Source organism: Streptomyces sp. NPDC057428, from assembly GCF_042803195.1.
Lineage (GTDB): Bacteria > Actinomycetota > Actinomycetes > Streptomycetales > Streptomycetaceae > Streptomyces.
The window spans coordinates 9,061-24,849 of record NZ_JBHVCT010000090.1 but is presented as its reverse complement, the minus strand read 5'-3'; the positions used below and the strand labels follow the sequence as shown (position 1 = coordinate 24,849).

16 protein-coding genes are annotated in these 15,789 nt (G+C 70.7%); 3 read left to right on the top strand and 13 right to left on the bottom strand.

Annotated elements, in window-relative coordinates; all coding sequences use genetic code 11:
* Positions 1-58: 58 nt before the first annotated feature.
* The 6 genes from pyrE to ACFU5K_RS26260 all read right to left on the bottom strand — a co-directional run bounded on the left by pyrE (position 59) and on the right by ACFU5K_RS26260 (position 5,283).
* Positions 59-598, bottom strand: coding sequence for an orotate phosphoribosyltransferase (pyrE, locus tag ACFU5K_RS26285; protein WP_384065935.1), 540 nt, complete (start codon positions 596-598; stop codon positions 59-61).
* A gap of 30 nt (positions 599-628) precedes the next feature.
* A complete protein-coding gene (locus ACFU5K_RS26280) occupies positions 629-1,423 on the bottom strand; it encodes an aldose 1-epimerase (protein ID WP_384065933.1) in 795 nt (264 codons plus the stop codon).
* Between the two features lie 85 nt (positions 1,424-1,508).
* The gene (locus tag ACFU5K_RS26275; protein WP_384065931.1) at positions 1,509-2,423 is read right to left on the bottom strand and encodes an SRPBCC domain-containing protein; all 915 of its coding nucleotides are present in this window, start codon (positions 2,421-2,423) and stop codon (positions 1,509-1,511) included.
* Between the two features lie 85 nt (positions 2,424-2,508).
* On the bottom strand, positions 2,509-4,107 hold the full coding sequence (locus tag ACFU5K_RS26270; RefSeq protein ID WP_384065929.1) for a polyamine aminopropyltransferase: 1,599 nt from the start codon (positions 4,105-4,107) through the stop codon (positions 2,509-2,511).
* Positions 4,108-4,195: 88 nt separating this feature from the next.
* Positions 4,196-4,717, bottom strand: a complete 522-nt coding sequence (locus tag ACFU5K_RS26265) for a DUF2617 family protein (protein ID WP_384065927.1) — start codon at positions 4,715-4,717, stop codon at positions 4,196-4,198.
* 305 nt (positions 4,718-5,022) lie between these two features.
* Positions 5,023-5,283: a hypothetical protein gene (locus ACFU5K_RS26260; protein ID WP_384065925.1), complete on the bottom strand. Its 261-nt coding sequence runs from the start codon at positions 5,281-5,283 to the stop codon at positions 5,023-5,025.
* Positions 5,284-5,409: 126 nt separating this feature from the next.
* Between ACFU5K_RS26260 and ACFU5K_RS26255 the strand changes: the two genes are divergently transcribed.
* On the top strand, positions 5,410-6,588 hold the full coding sequence (locus ACFU5K_RS26255; RefSeq protein ID WP_384065923.1) for a pyridoxal phosphate-dependent aminotransferase: 1,179 nt from the start codon (positions 5,410-5,412) through the stop codon (positions 6,586-6,588).
* A 76-nt stretch (positions 6,589-6,664) separates the two neighbouring features.
* Here the strand turns inward: ACFU5K_RS26255 and ACFU5K_RS26250 are convergent, their stop codons facing one another.
* The 3 genes from ACFU5K_RS26250 to clpB all read right to left on the bottom strand — a co-directional run bounded on the left by ACFU5K_RS26250 (position 6,665) and on the right by clpB (position 11,497).
* Positions 6,665-7,216 carry a YbjN domain-containing protein gene (locus ACFU5K_RS26250; RefSeq protein WP_384065921.1) on the bottom strand — a complete coding sequence of 184 codons (552 nt, stop codon included), beginning with the start codon at positions 7,214-7,216 and terminating at the stop codon, positions 6,665-6,667.
* Between the two features lie 70 nt (positions 7,217-7,286).
* Positions 7,287-8,471: an MFS transporter gene (locus tag ACFU5K_RS26245; RefSeq protein WP_384065919.1), complete on the bottom strand. Its 1,185-nt coding sequence runs from the start codon at positions 8,469-8,471 to the stop codon at positions 7,287-7,289.
* Between the two features lie 425 nt (positions 8,472-8,896).
* Positions 8,897-11,497, bottom strand: a complete 2,601-nt coding sequence (gene clpB, locus ACFU5K_RS26240; RefSeq protein WP_384065917.1) for an ATP-dependent chaperone ClpB — start codon at positions 11,495-11,497, stop codon at positions 8,897-8,899.
* Between the two features lie 132 nt (positions 11,498-11,629).
* Between clpB and ACFU5K_RS26235 the strand changes: the two genes are divergently transcribed.
* Positions 11,630-12,031, top strand: coding sequence for a pyridoxamine 5'-phosphate oxidase family protein (locus ACFU5K_RS26235; protein WP_384065915.1), 402 nt, complete (start codon positions 11,630-11,632; stop codon positions 12,029-12,031).
* Positions 12,032-12,164: 133 nt separating this feature from the next.
* On the opposite strand, the gene ACFU5K_RS26230 is transcribed toward ACFU5K_RS26235, so the two are convergent.
* Both ACFU5K_RS26230 and ACFU5K_RS26225 read right to left on the bottom strand, forming a co-directional pair.
* Positions 12,165-12,485, bottom strand: a complete 321-nt coding sequence (locus ACFU5K_RS26230; RefSeq protein WP_327117093.1) for a (2Fe-2S)-binding protein — start codon at positions 12,483-12,485, stop codon at positions 12,165-12,167.
* Complete coding sequence (locus tag ACFU5K_RS26225; protein WP_384065912.1) at positions 12,482-12,799, bottom strand: hypothetical protein; 318 nt, start codon at positions 12,797-12,799, stop codon at positions 12,482-12,484. Before ACFU5K_RS26225 ends, ACFU5K_RS26230 begins: the two co-directional genes overlap by 4 nt.
* A 128-nt stretch (positions 12,800-12,927) precedes the next feature.
* Here ACFU5K_RS26225 and ACFU5K_RS26220 point away from each other — a divergent pair, with 128 nt between their 5' ends.
* Positions 12,928-13,911 (top strand): helix-turn-helix transcriptional regulator, encoded by a 984-nt coding sequence (locus tag ACFU5K_RS26220; RefSeq protein ID WP_384065910.1) that lies wholly within the window; start codon positions 12,928-12,930, stop codon positions 13,909-13,911.
* Positions 13,912-14,036: 125 nt separating this feature from the next.
* Here the strand turns inward: ACFU5K_RS26220 and ACFU5K_RS26215 are convergent, their stop codons facing one another.
* A complete protein-coding gene (locus ACFU5K_RS26215) occupies positions 14,037-14,483 on the bottom strand; it encodes a heat shock protein transcriptional repressor HspR (protein WP_384065908.1) in 447 nt (148 codons plus the stop codon).
* Position 14,484: 1 nt separating this feature from the next.
* Positions 14,485-15,675: a molecular chaperone DnaJ gene (dnaJ, locus tag ACFU5K_RS26210; protein WP_384065906.1), complete on the bottom strand. Its 1,191-nt coding sequence runs from the start codon at positions 15,673-15,675 to the stop codon at positions 14,485-14,487.
* Positions 15,676-15,789 lie beyond the last annotated feature (114 nt).

Genomic DNA, 15,789 nt, shown 5'->3' with positions numbered 1-15,789 from the left:
GAGCCCGGTTTCACGTGAAACCGGGCTCCCCGCCCGACGAGCAGAACGAAGCAGCAGGTCAGGACAGGTCGAGGTCCGCCACCGAGTAAACGCTGACGTATGGCAGACCGGCCTCGGCGATCGCCGGAGCGGCACCCCGCTCCACGATCGTCGCCACGGCCACGACCTCGCCGCCGGCCTCACGGACCGCCTCGACCGCGGTGAGCGGCGAGCCGCCCGTCGTCGAGGTGTCCTCGACGACGAGGCAGCGACGGCCCTTGACGTCCGTGCCCTCGATCCGGCGCTGCATCCCGTGGGCCTTCTGCGCCTTGCGGACGACGAAGGCGTCCAGGCTCTTCCCGCGCGCCGCCGAGGCGTGCAGCATCGAGGTGGCCACCGGGTCGGCGCCCAGCGTCAGCCCGCCGACGCAGTCGTAGTCGAGCTCGGCGGTGGCATCGAGCATCATCCGGCCGACCAGAGGCGCGGCCGTGCCGTCAAGCGTGATCCGGCGCAGGTCGATGTACCAGTCGGCTTCCAGCCCCGAGGAAAGGGTCACCTTGCCGTGCACCACGGCCTTGTCCTTGATCTGCTGGAGCAGCTCAGCGCGTACGTCAGTCATGTCAACGAGGGTAAGGGCTGCCGCCCGCGCTCAGAGCCGGGCCCAGTTCCAGGTGGTCGTGATCTCCAGCGGCTCGATCGGAGTGACCAGCCGGGGCGTCGTGTTCAGCCCGTTCGGCGGACCGGACTGCGGCTCCACACAGACCGCCTCGGCCTGCTCGTCGTAGATCACCACCCACTCGTCCCGGCTCCTGACCGTCAGTTCCAGCTGTTCGGGCCAGGTCAGCTTCACGTCGACCCCGTCGGGCATTCCGAAGCAGTCGTCCCAGGGCCCGGGCAGTGGGTCGATCCGGTGGCCGGTCGGCAGGTGGTCGTCCCCGCGCTCCTCCTGCCAGGCGGCGTCGAACTCGACCCGCACGTCCTGGCCCCCGGTGTTCCTGCGGAACCAGGGGTGCCACCCTGCCTGGGCCGGGAACGAGTCCCCGTAGGTCTCGATGCCGAGGCTCAGCGTCAGCGAGTCCTCGGTCAGCTCGAAGGTCTGCGTGACCCTGCCCCGGTACGGCCACGGGTCGGCCAGATCGTAGAAGAAGGCTGCTTCCGACTCGTCCTGCCGGGCGGACTTCCACGCGGTGTCGCGGCCCGTGCCGTGAATGGCGTGCGGCGGAGAGTTCAGCGGCAGCTGGTGCAGCTCGCCGCCACTGCGGAACAGGCCGTTCCCGGTGCGGCCGCACCACGGCACCATGGGGAAGCAGCCGTACCGCTCGCCCTGGCGCAGAAGTTCGGTGCCTCCGATCCGCAGGCTGCTGATCCGGCAGCCATGGACGGGGTCAACGGTCAACTCGGCGTCGCCGGCGGTCAGCCGGACGTTCTTCCCTGCATCGCTCACCCCTTGACACTACTGGCGTCACCCCGAGGTCAGCCTCTTCGGGCCGGATCACGCCCCACGGTGCGGCACCGGCCGGAGGCGGGGCCTACGGCCTGCGCCGCCGCAATGCCCTTCCCACGACCACTGCCGAGGCGATCGCGAGCGCGGCCGCCGGTGCCGCCCAGCGCAGCGTGATCCCGACGGCTCCCGCCTCGGGTGAGGGCACCGGGGCGTACCGGCCGCGCGGCGGGGCGTGGTCGACCTCCTCGGTACTACGGCCGATCATGGTGCGGCGGGCGTGGGCGGCCTCGGCGGGCGGCTCGTCGGGCACGGTGAACTCCAGTTCCGCGGACGGGTCGAGCGACGGTGGTGGCACGGGCGTGTCGAACAGGGACTCGCCGTCGATGGACGGCGGTTCCGGGGACGAGGCCTCCGGGTCCCGCATCCCTTCGGAAGACGACTCGGGGGCGGACGACTCCCCGGGCGACGCCTCGTCGGATGCCTGCCCACCGGACGACGGCTCGTCGGATGCCTGCCCACCGGACGCGTCGGCCGGCTCGTCGGCCTCCGGCGTACCGTCCCGCACGGCGAGGCTCTCCGTCACCAACTGCTGTGTGAAGCGGTCCAGCAGCCGCTGGGCCGCCGCGAGCGCACCCGCCTCGTCCAGATCCACGATGCGGCCGTCACCGCTCGCGCTTCCGGAGTATGTGACCTTCGTGCCACCGTCCGACTGTGCGAGTGCGATGGTCAGGGCCAGCTCGGCAGAGCCCGCGCCCCGGGCCTCCACCCCTTCTCCCGTCACGGAAAAGGTGTCCCCGTCGTCGGAGGCCCGCAGCGTCAGGGCCCCGCGGTAGGTGATGGTGTGGCCGCCTGCCCGGAACTTCAGCCGGCCCGCCAACGCTCCCGCCGATGCGTCGGCATCCTGCTGGAGTCCCGGCACGCAGCGCGCCACTCGGGCGGCATCGGTCAGCGTCCGCCGAAGGGACGCGACCGGAACCGGAACGAACACCTCATGCTCCATACCTCCCGAGCCTACTCAGCCCCGGCCGTCCCGTCAGCGCTTCCCCGCCCCGTGCACCGTGCGGGAACAGATCGCCGCACCGTGTTCACGGCTCCTCCCAGTAGCGCGGGTGCACCAGCGTCGACGGCAGCGCCGGACCCTGCCGGAACCACTCCGCCGACCGCCCGGCCGCCGCCGGCTCCCGCGCCCCCAGCGTCCTCAGCGCGGGCGCCCCGGGATCGAGGCCCAGTGCTCCCACGCCGCGGGTCGACGCCAGCACGAACCCCCAGTCCCTGGGGGCCTGCGAACCTCCGGCGGACCGGTCCGGTCCCGCCCCGGAGCCGTTGCGCCGCCCGGTCACGCGGTAGGGCCGGGTCTCCAGACCGCCCGCCCGCACCGACGCCTCCACCGTCCAGAACGTCGAGAGCCTGCTGACCAGCGGCCCCGCGTGCACCACCAGTCGCCCGCCCGGTTCCAGGGCCTCGGCGACCAGTCCGTAGAACTCCGCCGAGTAGAGCTTCGTACTGGCGGTGATGCCCGGGTCGGGGAGGTCGGAGATCACGACGTCGTACCGCTCGTGCGTGGCCCGCAGCCAGGTGAACGGGTCACCGGTGACCGCCGTGAGCCTCGGGTCCTCGAACGCGTGCCCGTTGAGTCCGGCGAGTGCGCTGTCCGTGCGGGCCAACCGGGTGACTGCCGGATCCCGATCGACCACCGCGACGGACGACACGTCCCGGTAGCGCAGCACCTCACGGGCGGCGAGTCCGTCCCCTCCGCCCAGGATCAGCACCCTGCGGTGGCGGCCGTTCATCGCCGGGTGCACGAGCGCCTCGTGGTAACGGCGGTCGTCGCGCGAGCTGGCCCGCAGCCGGCCGTCGAGGTAGAGATCCAGCGAGCCGTGGCCCGCTCCGGTGAGGACGACCTCCTGGACCCCCGTCCGCACGGCGATCCGCACCCCGTCCCCGTACACCGCGCGCCGCGCCGCGCGTTCGAAGTCGTCGGCCAGGACCGTCGCCGTGGCGAGCAGGGTGATCACCACGACGTTGACGACGATGAGCAGCCGGCGCGACCGGTGGCCGAGGTCGTGCCGGAAGACCCACAGCACCAGGGCACCGCCCGCCGCCGCGTTGACCGCTCCGGTGAACAGCGCCCCGGTGAGCTGCCCCATCATCGGGAGCAGCAGGAAGGGGAAGGCGAGTCCGCCGACCAGCGCGCCCACGTAGTCGGCGGCGAAGAGGTCCGCGACGGCCCCGCCCGCGTCCTGCCGGTCGACCCGCTGGATCAGGGTCATGAGCAGCGGGATCTCCGCGCCGATCAGGATCCCGATCGCGAGCGAGAAGCCCACCAGTGCGTAGCGCGACTCCCCGAGCCAGGCGAAGCACGCGTAGAGGACGAGCGCCGAACTGCCGCCGACCAGCGCGAGAGCTGCCTCGATCAGCCCGAACCCGACGGCGGCGCGCCTGCGTAAACGTTTCGCGAGGAGCGATCCGATGCCCATGGCGAACACCATCACCGAGAGCACGACCGAGGCCTGCTTGACCGAGTCGCCGATCAGGTACGAGGCCAGCGCGACCAGTTCCAGCTCGTACACCAGGCCGCAGGCGGCACAGACGAAGACCACGGACAGCACGAGGAACCGCCCGGTCCTCGGCCGAACGGGAATCCGCGGCGCACCACTGCGCAGTGGCGTCTGCTGGTCGATCATGAAACGAACGCTACGTGACGGAAAGGTCGCCGCCTGTCACCCACACGGGTGTAAGTGACGCGCACTCCACACAGGCCCGCGCACCCCCTTACGAGACGGGCGCCTCCAACCGCGCCCCCACCCGCGTCCGCGTCACGACCAACTGGCCCTCCTGCGGATACGCGTGCCAGGTCCGCCAGTGCACCTGACCCTGCGTCCGCTGCGCGAGCATCGCGGTGAACGCGTAGGGGCTGCCGGGGAACGTCCCCGCCAGCCCGTGGGGGTGGTCGGCGACCAGCGCGAGCAACTCCTGCGCCCGCCCCGCGAACGAGCCCTCGGAGAGCGTCTCGACGCGCGCCGCGAACTCGTAGTCCCAGTCACCCATGCGCTCGGCGACTCCCAGCGGCAGGGGTGCGCTGCCGCCCGGCAGACACGCCACGGTCTCGGAGCAGGTGCGGCGCTCCTCCTCCAGGAGTACCTGGTGAGAGGCGCCGAGAAGCCTCATCTGCACCTTCGCGCCCGCCAGTTCGAGGTCGAGCACGGCGAGGGCGGGCAGCGGCTCCCTGCCCAGGGTCCACGCCAGATCGGCGGCACGGGTATCGGAGTAGGCGGTCTGGAGGCTGGTGAGCATGGATCGGCTCCGCAAAACACACAGGGACACGTGGACGGCGGTACCCCCGTGCGGTGCACGTGGGGGGAGAGGGAGCCCGGCCCGACTCGGGTCCGATGGCTGAATGTTCTCTACATCGATGCAATCACGAAGTACGTCGTGCTCACAGCGCTTTTACCCAACTTGCCGTGGTTTCCATCCCTCAGGGGGCAGCCCGGTTCAGGTGTTCCCCGCGCCCCCAACCAAAAGGTGCTCGGCGGGAGTTCACCCGCCGGCACCTCCGGCTCGTCCGTCCCGTCCCCCCGTCCCGGGCCGGCGGAGCCGTCTCAGTCGCCGCCGCCGCCCCCGCAGCCGCCACCCCCTCCGCAGGAGTGCCCTCCGGAGTGGCCGCCGCAGGAGTGGCCGCTGCCGCCGTCCCCGGCCCACCAGCTGCCCGCATGGGACCCACCGTCGCCGCCGGAACCCTGTCGCCCCTTACGCCCGGCACGGCCCGCCATCGGCTTTTTCCGGCCACCCGACCCCGAGGCGAGGCCGACCACCCCCACCACCACGATCACCATGAACACGATGAAGACGAACAACTCCACCGACCTCACATCCCTCTGTCCCCCGAAGCGAGGTCCCCGCTTCTCGACTGCCCGGTGGATTCCCGTACGCTCCGCGCCCCAAAGCAGACTTGAGCAACTCCAGAGCTTCGGCACAGGATGGCGTCCATGACACAGGGACGACCGCTGCTCAACCGCCGCCTCGCCGAGTTCGGTACGACGATCTTCGCCGAGATGTCGGCGCTGGCCGTACGGACCGGATCGATCAATCTCGGCCAGGGCTTCCCCGACACCGACGGGCCCGAAGCGATCCGTGAGGCCGCGGTCCGGGCCGTACGCGCCGGGCACGGCAACCAGTACCCACCGGGCCTCGGCGTCCTCGAGCTGCGTAACGCGGTCTCGGAGCACCAGCGGCGGCACTACGGACTGGCGTACGACCCCGACAGCGAGGTCCTGATCACCACGGGCGCCACCGAGGCGGTCGCCGCATCGCTGCTGGCCCTCCTGGAGCCCGGCGACGAGGTCATCGCCCTGGAGCCCTACTACGACTCGTACGCCGCCTGCATCGCCATGGCGGGCGGGACCCGCGTCCCCGTCACGCTGCGGCCCCACGAGGGCGCCTACCGGCTCGACCTGGACGAGCTGCGGGCCGCCGTGACGCCTCGCACGCGGCTGATCCTGCTCAACACCCCGCACAATCCGACCGGGACCGTCCTCACCCGCGAGGAACTGGCAGCCGTCGCCGAGCTCGCCTGCGAGCGGGACCTCCTCGTCGTCACCGACGAGGTGTACGAGCACCTCGTCTTCGAGGGCGAGCACATCCCCCTCGCGTCGTACCCCGGCATGCGCGAGCGCACGGTGACCGTCAGCAGCGCGGGCAAGACGTTCTCGTTCACCGGCTGGAAGGTCGGCTGGATCACCGCGAGCCCCGAGCTGGTCACCGCCGTGCGCTCGGCCAAGCAGTTCCTGACCTTCGTCTCCGGCGGCCCGTTCCAGTACGCCGTCGCGGAGGCACTGAGGCTGCCCGACAGCTACTTCGCCGGGCTGCGGGAGGACCTGCGCGCCAAGCGCGACCTGCTGAGCGCCGGCCTCGCCGAGGCCGGCTTCGGAGTCTACGAGCCCGCCGGGACCTATTTCGTCACCACCGACATCCGCCCGCTCGGCGAGAGTGACGGCTTCGCCTTCTGCCGGGCGCTGCCCGAGCGCTGCGGGGTCGTGGCCGTCCCCAACGCCGTCTTCTACGACCACCGCGAGCAGGGGGCGCACTTCGTGCGCTTCGCGTTCTGCAAGCGCACGGAGGTACTGGAGGACGCCGTCTCACGGCTCAAGGGGCTCAGGGCTTCCTGACGGGAACGACCGAGGCCCGGACCGGGGCGGCGGCCATGCGGCCACACCCGGGTCCGGGCCTCAGCGCTCGGCCGGATCAGGCCTCCGTGGGCTCTCCGCCCTCGGCCTCGTCCTTCTTCTCGGCGGGCTCGAGGCCCAGGTGCTCGACGAGCCACTTGTCGAACTCGATCGAGGCCCGCACCCAGCTGACCGTCGAGGAGACGAAGTGCTCCAGGCTGACGCCGGTGCCGATGAGCATCTGCGCCTCACCGATCAGCCGTACGGAGCTGGCGACGCCCTCCTCGCCCTCGTGGGCGTGGGTGTACACCTTGGGCCACAGGGTGCGGCGGTTCCAGTCGTCGATCGCGTCGAGGAGGACGGGACGCTGGTCCAGGGCGTGCGGACGGTCGTAGAACGTCCGCACCGAGAAGACCTGCTGCTCCTCCTCGCCGCGGAACATGAAGTACGTGCGGAACTCCTCCCACGGCGCGGCGAGGTCACCCTCGTCGTCGACGACGTACTTCAGCTCCATCTGCTCGAGAAGCTGCTTGACGAGGTCCTGGTCCGGAACCACCGGGCCCTCGGGTCCTGACGCCTGCGGTTCGGGCTGGCCCCCGAAGTTGGGGATCGAGGACGGGTCGATAGACATCGCTGGGTACTCCTGTGGATCGCACGTGTTTGCCTGCCTTCGACCCTAGCCGCGATCGCGGCCGGTAGTCCTACGCGCTCAGGGGAATCGTCCCCGCACTCGTCTGCCTGGCGCGCGCCCACGCGACCGCGACCACGACCGCGCAGACCGTGCCGACGAGCCCCGCCCCGCCGATGGTCCGGGCCGAGGACCCCGACAGCTCCGTCACCAGGCCTCCCGCCGCGACGCCGATCCCCTGCATGGCGGTCAGCCCCGACCTGGCCAGTCCGAGCGCCTGGCCGCGCTGATCGGCCGGGGTCAGCATCACGAAGGTCGCCCCTGCGGTGATCTGGTACGCCGAACAGATGCCCGACACCAGCAGCACCAGCAGGGCGACCGCGACACCGGGACCGGCCCAGTAGACGAGCAGCGGGAGGTTCGCGCCCACCGCCAGCGGCCCGAGCAGCCGTCGGCGGCGCTCCGCGCCGACAGCCGAACGCCCGAGGAGCGCGGCGCCCAGGACCATGCCCGCGGGGTGCGCGGCGAGCAGGAGCCCCACCGACGCGGCGCTCCCGCCGGCCTCCTCGGCGAAGGGCGCGGCAAGACCCTCCGGGAGCACGATGAATCCCGCGAGCCAGCCGAGCGCGACCAGCGACCGCAGCCGCGGGTCCGACCAGATCAGTGCCGCCGCGCTCCGCACCTGGATGTGCATGCGCTTCGGCCGCGCCCCGGCCTCCGCATCCACCGGCCGCGCCTTGACGCCCAGCCGGATCAGGACGGCTGAGATCAGGAACGTGGCCGCGTTCAGACCCAGTGAGAGGTGGCTGCCCAGCCACACGACCAGCACGCCGCCGGCGGCGAAGCCGACCAGCTGCCCGGCTTGGTGCGTGATCACGATGACGCGCTGCCCGCGCTCGTAGAGGCGCTCGCCGAGCACGGCCGGCATCAGGGCGCCCTGCGAGGCGCCGAACGGGGCCTCGCAGAGCTGTGCCAGCACCAGCAGCCCGGCCAGCAGGGGCAACGGCGTACCGGGAAGGGCCATCAGGCCGACGAGGACGGCGCGCACCAGGTCGCAGCCGACCATGACCGTGCGCCGGGGAAACCGGTCCGCCAGACCGGTCAGGAGTACCCCGGAGAGCAGGGCCGGCAGCGTCGTGAGGGCGTAGGTCGCCGCCGTCCAGCCGGCTGACTCGGTGCGTTCGAAGACCAGCAGTGACAGCGCGACGCGCGCCAACTGGTCACCGAGGACCGACTGCGCATATGCCGCCCACAGCAAACGAAATTCGCTGAGGCGAATAAGGCTGCCACTTCCGAAATCCTTCGATTCCGCACCGATATCGTCAGGTATCCGCTCCGTCATGCGCGTACCTTACCGGTTTCTCGAATTCGGAACCGCCCCACCCGACAACGGGGAAAAGGGTCCGGAGTGCCCGATATCACGCCGGAAGCAGCCCGTCGCCCGTCATCGGATCCGGCCGCGATCGAGGGTGACGATATGTATCGCCAGGGCACAAAGAGCGGGGAGCCAGAACGGAGTCGCCCACCATTCGGCCACGGAAGGTGAAATTTCGGCTAGAACTCACGGGCCGCCCCGAGCAGGGCACGTGCCCGATGCACGCATATATGCGGACAGGCCCGCACACACCCGTGTCCCCGGCCGGGGCGTGAAGTCCGCCGCCGGCCGGGGACACAGGGCTCCGTCTAGAGGGTCTTCGCGGTCGCCGCGGCTCCCACGACCAGTCCGTCACCCGAGCGGTCCACCCGGACCGTGTCGCCGTCCTTGACCTCGCCAGCGAGGATCTCCTTCGCGAGCCGGTCGCCGATGGCGGTCTGGATGAGCCGCCGCAGCGGCCGGGCACCGTACGCCGGATCGTTGCCCTCCTCGGCCAGCCAGGCCAGGGCGTCCGGGGAGACGTCGAGCTCGATCCGGCGGTCTGCCAGACGGGCTGCGAGCCTGGCCACCTGGAGCCCCGCGATGCGCGCCAACTCCTCGCCGGACAGTGCGGAGAAGACGACCAGGTCGTCGAGCCGGTTGAGGAACTCCGGCTTGAACGAGGCCCGCACGACCTCCAGGACCCGGGCCTCCTTCTCCTCCGGCGCGGCCGACGGGTCGACCAGGAACTGGCTGCCGAGGTTGGACGTCAGGATCAGGATGGTGTTGCGGAAGTCCACCGTGCGGCCCTGGCCGTCGGTGAGCCGTCCGTCGTCCAGCACCTGGAGCAGGATGTCGAAGACCTCGGGATGGGCCTTCTCGACCTCGTCCAGCAGGACGACGCTGTACGGGCGGCGGCGGACCGCCTCCGTGAGCTGGCCGCCCTCCTCGTAGCCCACGTAGCCGGGCGGGGCCCCGACGAGCCTGGCGACGCTGTGCTTCTCGCCGTACTCGCTCATGTCGATGCGGATCATGGCCCGCTCGTCGTCGAACAGGAAGTCCGCGAGCGCCTTGGCCAGCTCCGTCTTGCCGACACCGGTCGGACCGAGGAAGAGGAAAGAACCGGTGGGCCGGTCGGGGTCGGCGATCCCCGCGCGGGTGCGGCGTACCGCGTCCGACACGGAACGGACGGCCTCGGTCTGGCCGATCAGCCGCCTGCCCAGTTCGGACTCCATGCGCAGCAGCTTCTGGGTCTCGCCCTCCAGGAGACGCCCGGCCGGGATGCCGGTCCAGGCACCCACGACGTCGGCGATGTCGTCGGGGCCGACCTCCTCCTTGACCATGGTGTCGACGGCGGCCTCCTGCTCGGCCTCGTCGGCTTCCGCGAGCTCCCGCTCCAGGCCGGGGATCTCCCCGTACAGCAGCTTGGAGGCGGTGTCGAAGTCGCCGTCGCGCTGGGCGCGCTCGGCCTGGCCGCGCAGTTCGTCGAGGCGCTCCTTGAGCTCACCCACGCGGTTGAGGCCCTGCTTCTCCTTCTCCCAGCGGGCGGTCAGACCGCGCAGTTCCTCCTCCTTGTCGGCGAGGTCCCTGCGGATCTTCTCCAGGCGCTGCTTGGAGCCCTGGTCGCTCTCGTTCTTGAGGGCCAGCTCCTCCATGTGCAGCCGGTCGACGGACCGCTGGAGCTCGTCGATCTCCAGCGGGGAGGAGTCGATCTCCATGCGGAGCCGGGACGCCGCCTCGTCGACGAGGTCGATGGCCTTGTCGGGAAGGAACCGGGAGGTGATGTAGCGATCGGAGAGCGTCGCGGCGGCCACCAGCGAGGAGTCGGCGATCTGGACCTTGTGGTGCGCCTCGTAGCGCCCCTTGAGACCGCGCAGGATCGCGATGGTGTCCTCGACGGACGGCTCGGCGACCAGGACCTGCTGGAAGCGGCGCTCCAGCGCGGGGTCCTTCTCGATGCGCTCGCGGTACTCGTCCAGCGTGGTGGCGCCGACCATGCGCAGCTCACCGCGGGCGAGCATCGGCTTGAGCATGTTGCCCGCGTCCATCGCGGAGTCGCCCCCGGCGCCCGCGCCTACGACGGTGTGCAGCTCGTCGATGAAGGTGATGATCTGGCCGTCGCTCTCCTTGATCTCGGAGAGGACGGTCTTGAGGCGTTCCTCGAACTCGCCCCGGTACTTGGCGCCGGCGACCATCGCACCGAGGTCCAGGGAGACGAGCCGCTTGTTCCTCAGGGACTCCGGGACGTCGCCCTTGACGATTCGCTGGGCAAGGCCCTCGACGACGGCCGTCTTGCCGACGCCGGGCTCGCCGATGAGCACCGGGTTGTTCTTCGTGCGGCGGGACAGCACCTGCACGACGCGGCGGATCTCCTGATCCCGGCCGATGACCGGGTCCAGCTTGCCCTCGCGCGCGGCGGCCGTGAAGTCGGTCCCGAACTTCTCCAGCGCCTTGTACTGGCCCTCGGGGTCGGGAGTGGTCACCCGGCGCCCTCCCCTGCTCTTCTCGAATGCGTCCAGCAGCTTCTTCGCGCCGGCACCCTGCCCGTCGAGGATCTCACCGGCACGGCCGCCCTTCGCCGCGACGGCGATCAGCAGGTGCTCGGTCGAGAGGTAGTCGTCGCCGAGCTCCTTGGCCCGCTGGTCGGCGTCGGCGAGGACGGCGAGCAGCTCGCGGCTCGGCTGCGGCGGGGCGACGGTCGATCCGGTGACACTCGGCAGCGCGCCGAGGAGCCGTTCGGTCTCGGCACGCACGGTCGCCTGGTCGGCCTCGACGGAGGCGAGCAGGTCGGTGATGTTCGCGTTGTCCTCACCGGAGAGCAGTGCCAGCAGCAGATGCCCGGGAGTCAGATCGGCGTGGCCGTCCTTGACGGCCCTGCTCGTCGCGGCGTTGAGGGCGTCGCGGCTCTTGTTGGTCAGCTCGGCGTCCACGGGCGCTGTCTCCTCCTCGTGATGGTGCTGCACTATGACTGAAGCAACCTGTACAAAGTTGAGTCTATTCCACTCAAGCCTGAACATGCGCCCCGTCCGGGCCCGAATCCCCGATGTCTCTAGGCTGACCCCATGCCTGACGTACGCAACCCCGGCCCCGAGTACCTCGCCTTCTGGCGGGAGCGCCACGTGTGCACCCTGACCACGCTCCGCCCGGACGGCACACCGCACGTGGTGCCGGTCGGCGTGACGTACGACCCGGAGACCCGGATCGCCCGTGTCATCACCGGCGGGAACACCAGAAAGGCCGCCAACGTCCTCGCCGCCGGCCCGGAGGGGGCACGGGTGGCGGTCTGCCAGACGCAGGGGCGCCGCTGGGCGACACTGGAAGGCACTGCGGTGGTCCGTACGGACCCCGACGAGGTGCGGGACGCCGTGCGGCGCTACGCCGAGCGGTACGAGCGCACGCCGCGCCACAACCCCGAGCGGGTCGTCATCGAGATCGCCGTGGACAGGGCGCTCGGAAAGGGCTGACGAATTCAGCCCGCTTTTCCACATTCCACCCGCGCTGATTCCGGGCAGCACAACGGCGCCATCGTGTTCAGGTCACGATGGCGCCGTTGTGTGGGGGAAGTGCCGGAACGATTTGGAACGACGGGGGAATCGTTCAGGCACTGCGGGGGGTGGCGGAAATGGTTTCTGGTTCGAACAGCTCATGGTCCCGCTGATCAAGATTGACGAAAATCATGCCGTACCGCACCGCACAGCGAACGGGCTGTGGAGCACCGCGCGGTCGGCGAAGACAGCGATAGGCGCGGATTTCGTCGTCCGCTTCCATCACCACGACCACCGGCTCTCCGAACAGGGTGACCATCAAGGAATCGCCCGGGCGGGTAAGTGCCGTGAGCAGATCGATGAAGTGCCACCCCGAGCGGTAGGCCGTGGCCATCTCCCGCCGGAAGGTTCGGTCGTCCGGAGGCGTGGTCATGCGCCTGCCGCACCCATCGGAGCACTCCAGCTGATCTCGCCCGGGGCCGCCGCGGGCGCACCCCAGCTGATCTCACCGGGCGCGCCCGCCGCTCGCACGGACCAGCTGATCTCGCCGGGCGCGTCGGCCGGCGTTCCCCAGCTGATCTCGCCAGGCGCCGACACCGCCCGTACGGACCAGCTGATCTCTCCGGGTGCTGCCGCCCGCTCCGACCAACTGATCTCGCCGGTTCCTGCCGCCCCGCCCGCCACGCCAAGGCCCAGGGCCGCGACGAAAGCGGCGGCAAGCACCGAGCGAAGCATTCGCTTATCCATAGTCGGCTTCGTCCTCACTTGTGGATTCCTCTCCCCCGCATCCACGACGATGTCTCACCGGTACCCCACAACGCCACTGGGACGATGCATCATGTTCCTGCATGTTCAGGAACATGGGGGGTGGAGATATGACCACAAGCAGCACAATAGGGATACATCCTCACGGGCTCACCGACCTGTGCGAGGAGGGAAAGCGCCTCTACGCCAGCGCCCTGCGTTCCGGCCGGATTTCGCGCGCCGAGGTCGACCCCGCCCCCTGCCTGATGGACTTCGCACTCCTGCACCCCGATCCCGACGACACGACCTGGCTCAGGCCCGTCCCCCCGTCCGCCGCTCTGGCCCAGCGCCTGCACCCCCTGGAACGGGAGATCAAGGAACGCCGACGGCGCTCCGTGGAGCTCGCCGAGTCCTTCGAACCGTTCATGGACATCAGCGCCCAGGACCCGCCGACCACCCACGCCATCACGGTGCTGGAGGGCGGCAACAGGATCAACGCGGCGCTCGACCTCGCCACCGCCGAGTGCCGCACGGAGGTGCTCACCGTCCAGCCGGGCGGTGACCGGGGCGAGGACCGCCTCAGTGAGGGCCTGGAGCGCGCCCTGACGGTCGTCAACCGGGGAGTCAGCATGCGCACGCTGTACCAGCACACCGTGCGGCACAGCCAGGGCACGCTCGCGTACGCCGCACGCCTGGCCCAGGACAAGGTGGAGATCCGCACCCTGGAGGAACTCATCGAGCGCCTCCTCGTCTTCGACCGGACCGTGGCCTTCATACCCGCGCAGAACGACGACCAGGTCGCGCTCGAACTCCGTCACCCCGGACTCGTCAACTACCTGGTCAAGGTCTTCGAACAGCTGTGGAGCCGCGCGTCCCCCCTGCTCGGGGAGGCCGGGTACGACCCACCGACCAAGGGCATCAGCGGTGTTCAGCGCTCCATAGCCCAACTCCTCGTCGAGGGCCACGTGGACGACTCGATCGCCCGCCGCCTCGGCATGAACGTGCGTACCTGCCGGGCCCACGTCGCCAAGCTGTCCGCCACGCTCGGCAGCACCAGCCGCGCCCAGCTCGGCTACCTGATCGCGCGGTCGGGACTCCTGGACCAGGACTCCTGACGGCGCACCCGCCCCGTCGCCCGCCCGACCCGGGTCCACAACGCGTCACGGGCGCTCCTCGCGCCACACGGAAGGGGCCCGCCCGGGAGTCCTCGGCCTCCCGGGCGGGCCCCTTCACGGCCTGCTCAGCCCTTCGGCCGCTTGGGCCGCCACACCACCAGCGCACCGCTGTGCTGCACGTCCTGGTACGGCACGAGGTCACGGCGGTAGGAGGCGTGCACCTGGGCCTCGCGCTGCTGCATGGCCACGGCCGCCCCGTCCACCGCCGCGGAGAGCTCGGCCACACGCTGCTGGAGCGCCGCGACCTGGTTCTCCAGCTCGATGATCCGCTTGATGCCGGCGAGGTTGATGCCCTCGTCCTGCGACAACTGCTGTACGGTCCGCAGCAGTTCGATGTCGCGAGCCGAGTAGCGCCGCCCCCGCCCAGCCGTGCGGTCGGGAGAGACGAGGCCCAGACGGTCGTACTGGCGCAGCGTCTGCGGGTGCAGGCCCGAGAGCTGGGCCGCGATCGAGATCACGTACACCGGTGATTCGTCGGTCAGCTGGTACGGATTACGTCGACGGCCGTCCATCTCAAGCTCCCTTCGCAGCCTGGAACAGCTCCGCCCGCGGGTCCTCCCCCGCGGTCGCCTTCCGGTACGCCTCCAGCGCGTCCTGCGCCTCCGTGCCGAGATCCGTGGGCACCGACACCTCGACGGTGACCAGGAGGTCGCCACGGGTGCCGTCCTTGCGCACGGCGCCCTTGCCACGGGCCCGCATGGTACGCCCGTTCGGCGTGCCGGCCGGGAGTTTCAGCGTGACCGGGGACCCGCCGAGGGTGGGGACCTTGACCTCGCCGCCGAGCGCCGCCTCCGGAAAGGTGACGGGCACGGTGATCGTGAGGTTGTCACCCTTGCGGCCGAACACCGGGTGGGCGTCAACGTGGACGACGACGTACAGGTCGCCGGCCGGGCCGCCCCGCTCGCCCGGGCTGCCCTTGCCACGCAGCCGGATCCGCTGACCGTCCAGCACGCCGGCGGGGATGCGGACCTGCATCGTGCGGGCGGACTTCGCCCGGCCGCTGCCCTTGCAGACGTCGCAGGGGTCCTGAGCGATGAGGCCCCGGCCCTTGCAGTCCACACAGGGGTCGGTGAGCGAGAATCCGCCACCCGTCCCCCGCGACACCTGACCGGTGCCGACACAGGTGGGGCAGACCCTCGGGGTGCCGTTCTTGTCGCCGGTGCCCGAACACGCCTTGCAGGGGGCCTGGCTGGACATCCGCAGCGGGACCGTGGCTCCGTCGACCGCCTCGGTGAAGCTCAGCGTCACCTCGGACTCGATGTCCTGGCCCCGGCGCGGCTGGACACGCGTGCCCCCGCCGCCCCGGTTGAACAGGCCACCGAAGACATCGCCCAGACCGCCGCCACCGCCGAACCCGCCGGCTCCTCCGCCGGCCTGCCCGCCGCCCGGCGCGCCTCCGAAGAGGTCGCCCAGGTCGAAGTTGAAGTTGCCGCCCGCACCGCCGGGGCCGGCCCGGAAACCGCCGTTGCCGAAGAGGGCGCGCGCCTCGTCGTACTCCTTGCGCTTCTTCGGGTCGCCGAGGACATCGTTCGCCTCGGAGATCTGCTTGAAGCGCTCCTCCGCCTTGGCGTCACCCTTGTTTGCATCGGGGTGGAACTCGCGGGCGAGCTTCCGGTACGCCTTCTTCACCTCGGCGTCGGTGGCGTCCTTCGGGACGCCGAGGACCTTGTAGTAGTCCTTCTCGACGAAGTCCTTCGTGCTCATCGACGTCCCTCCTTCCGGACGACAGGCCGTGGGGCCGGCCCCCCCGCCCGCCGCCCCCCCCCGCCGGGTTAAACCCAGAGGTCAGAAAACAAGTGAGAACAAATAGGGGGCCAG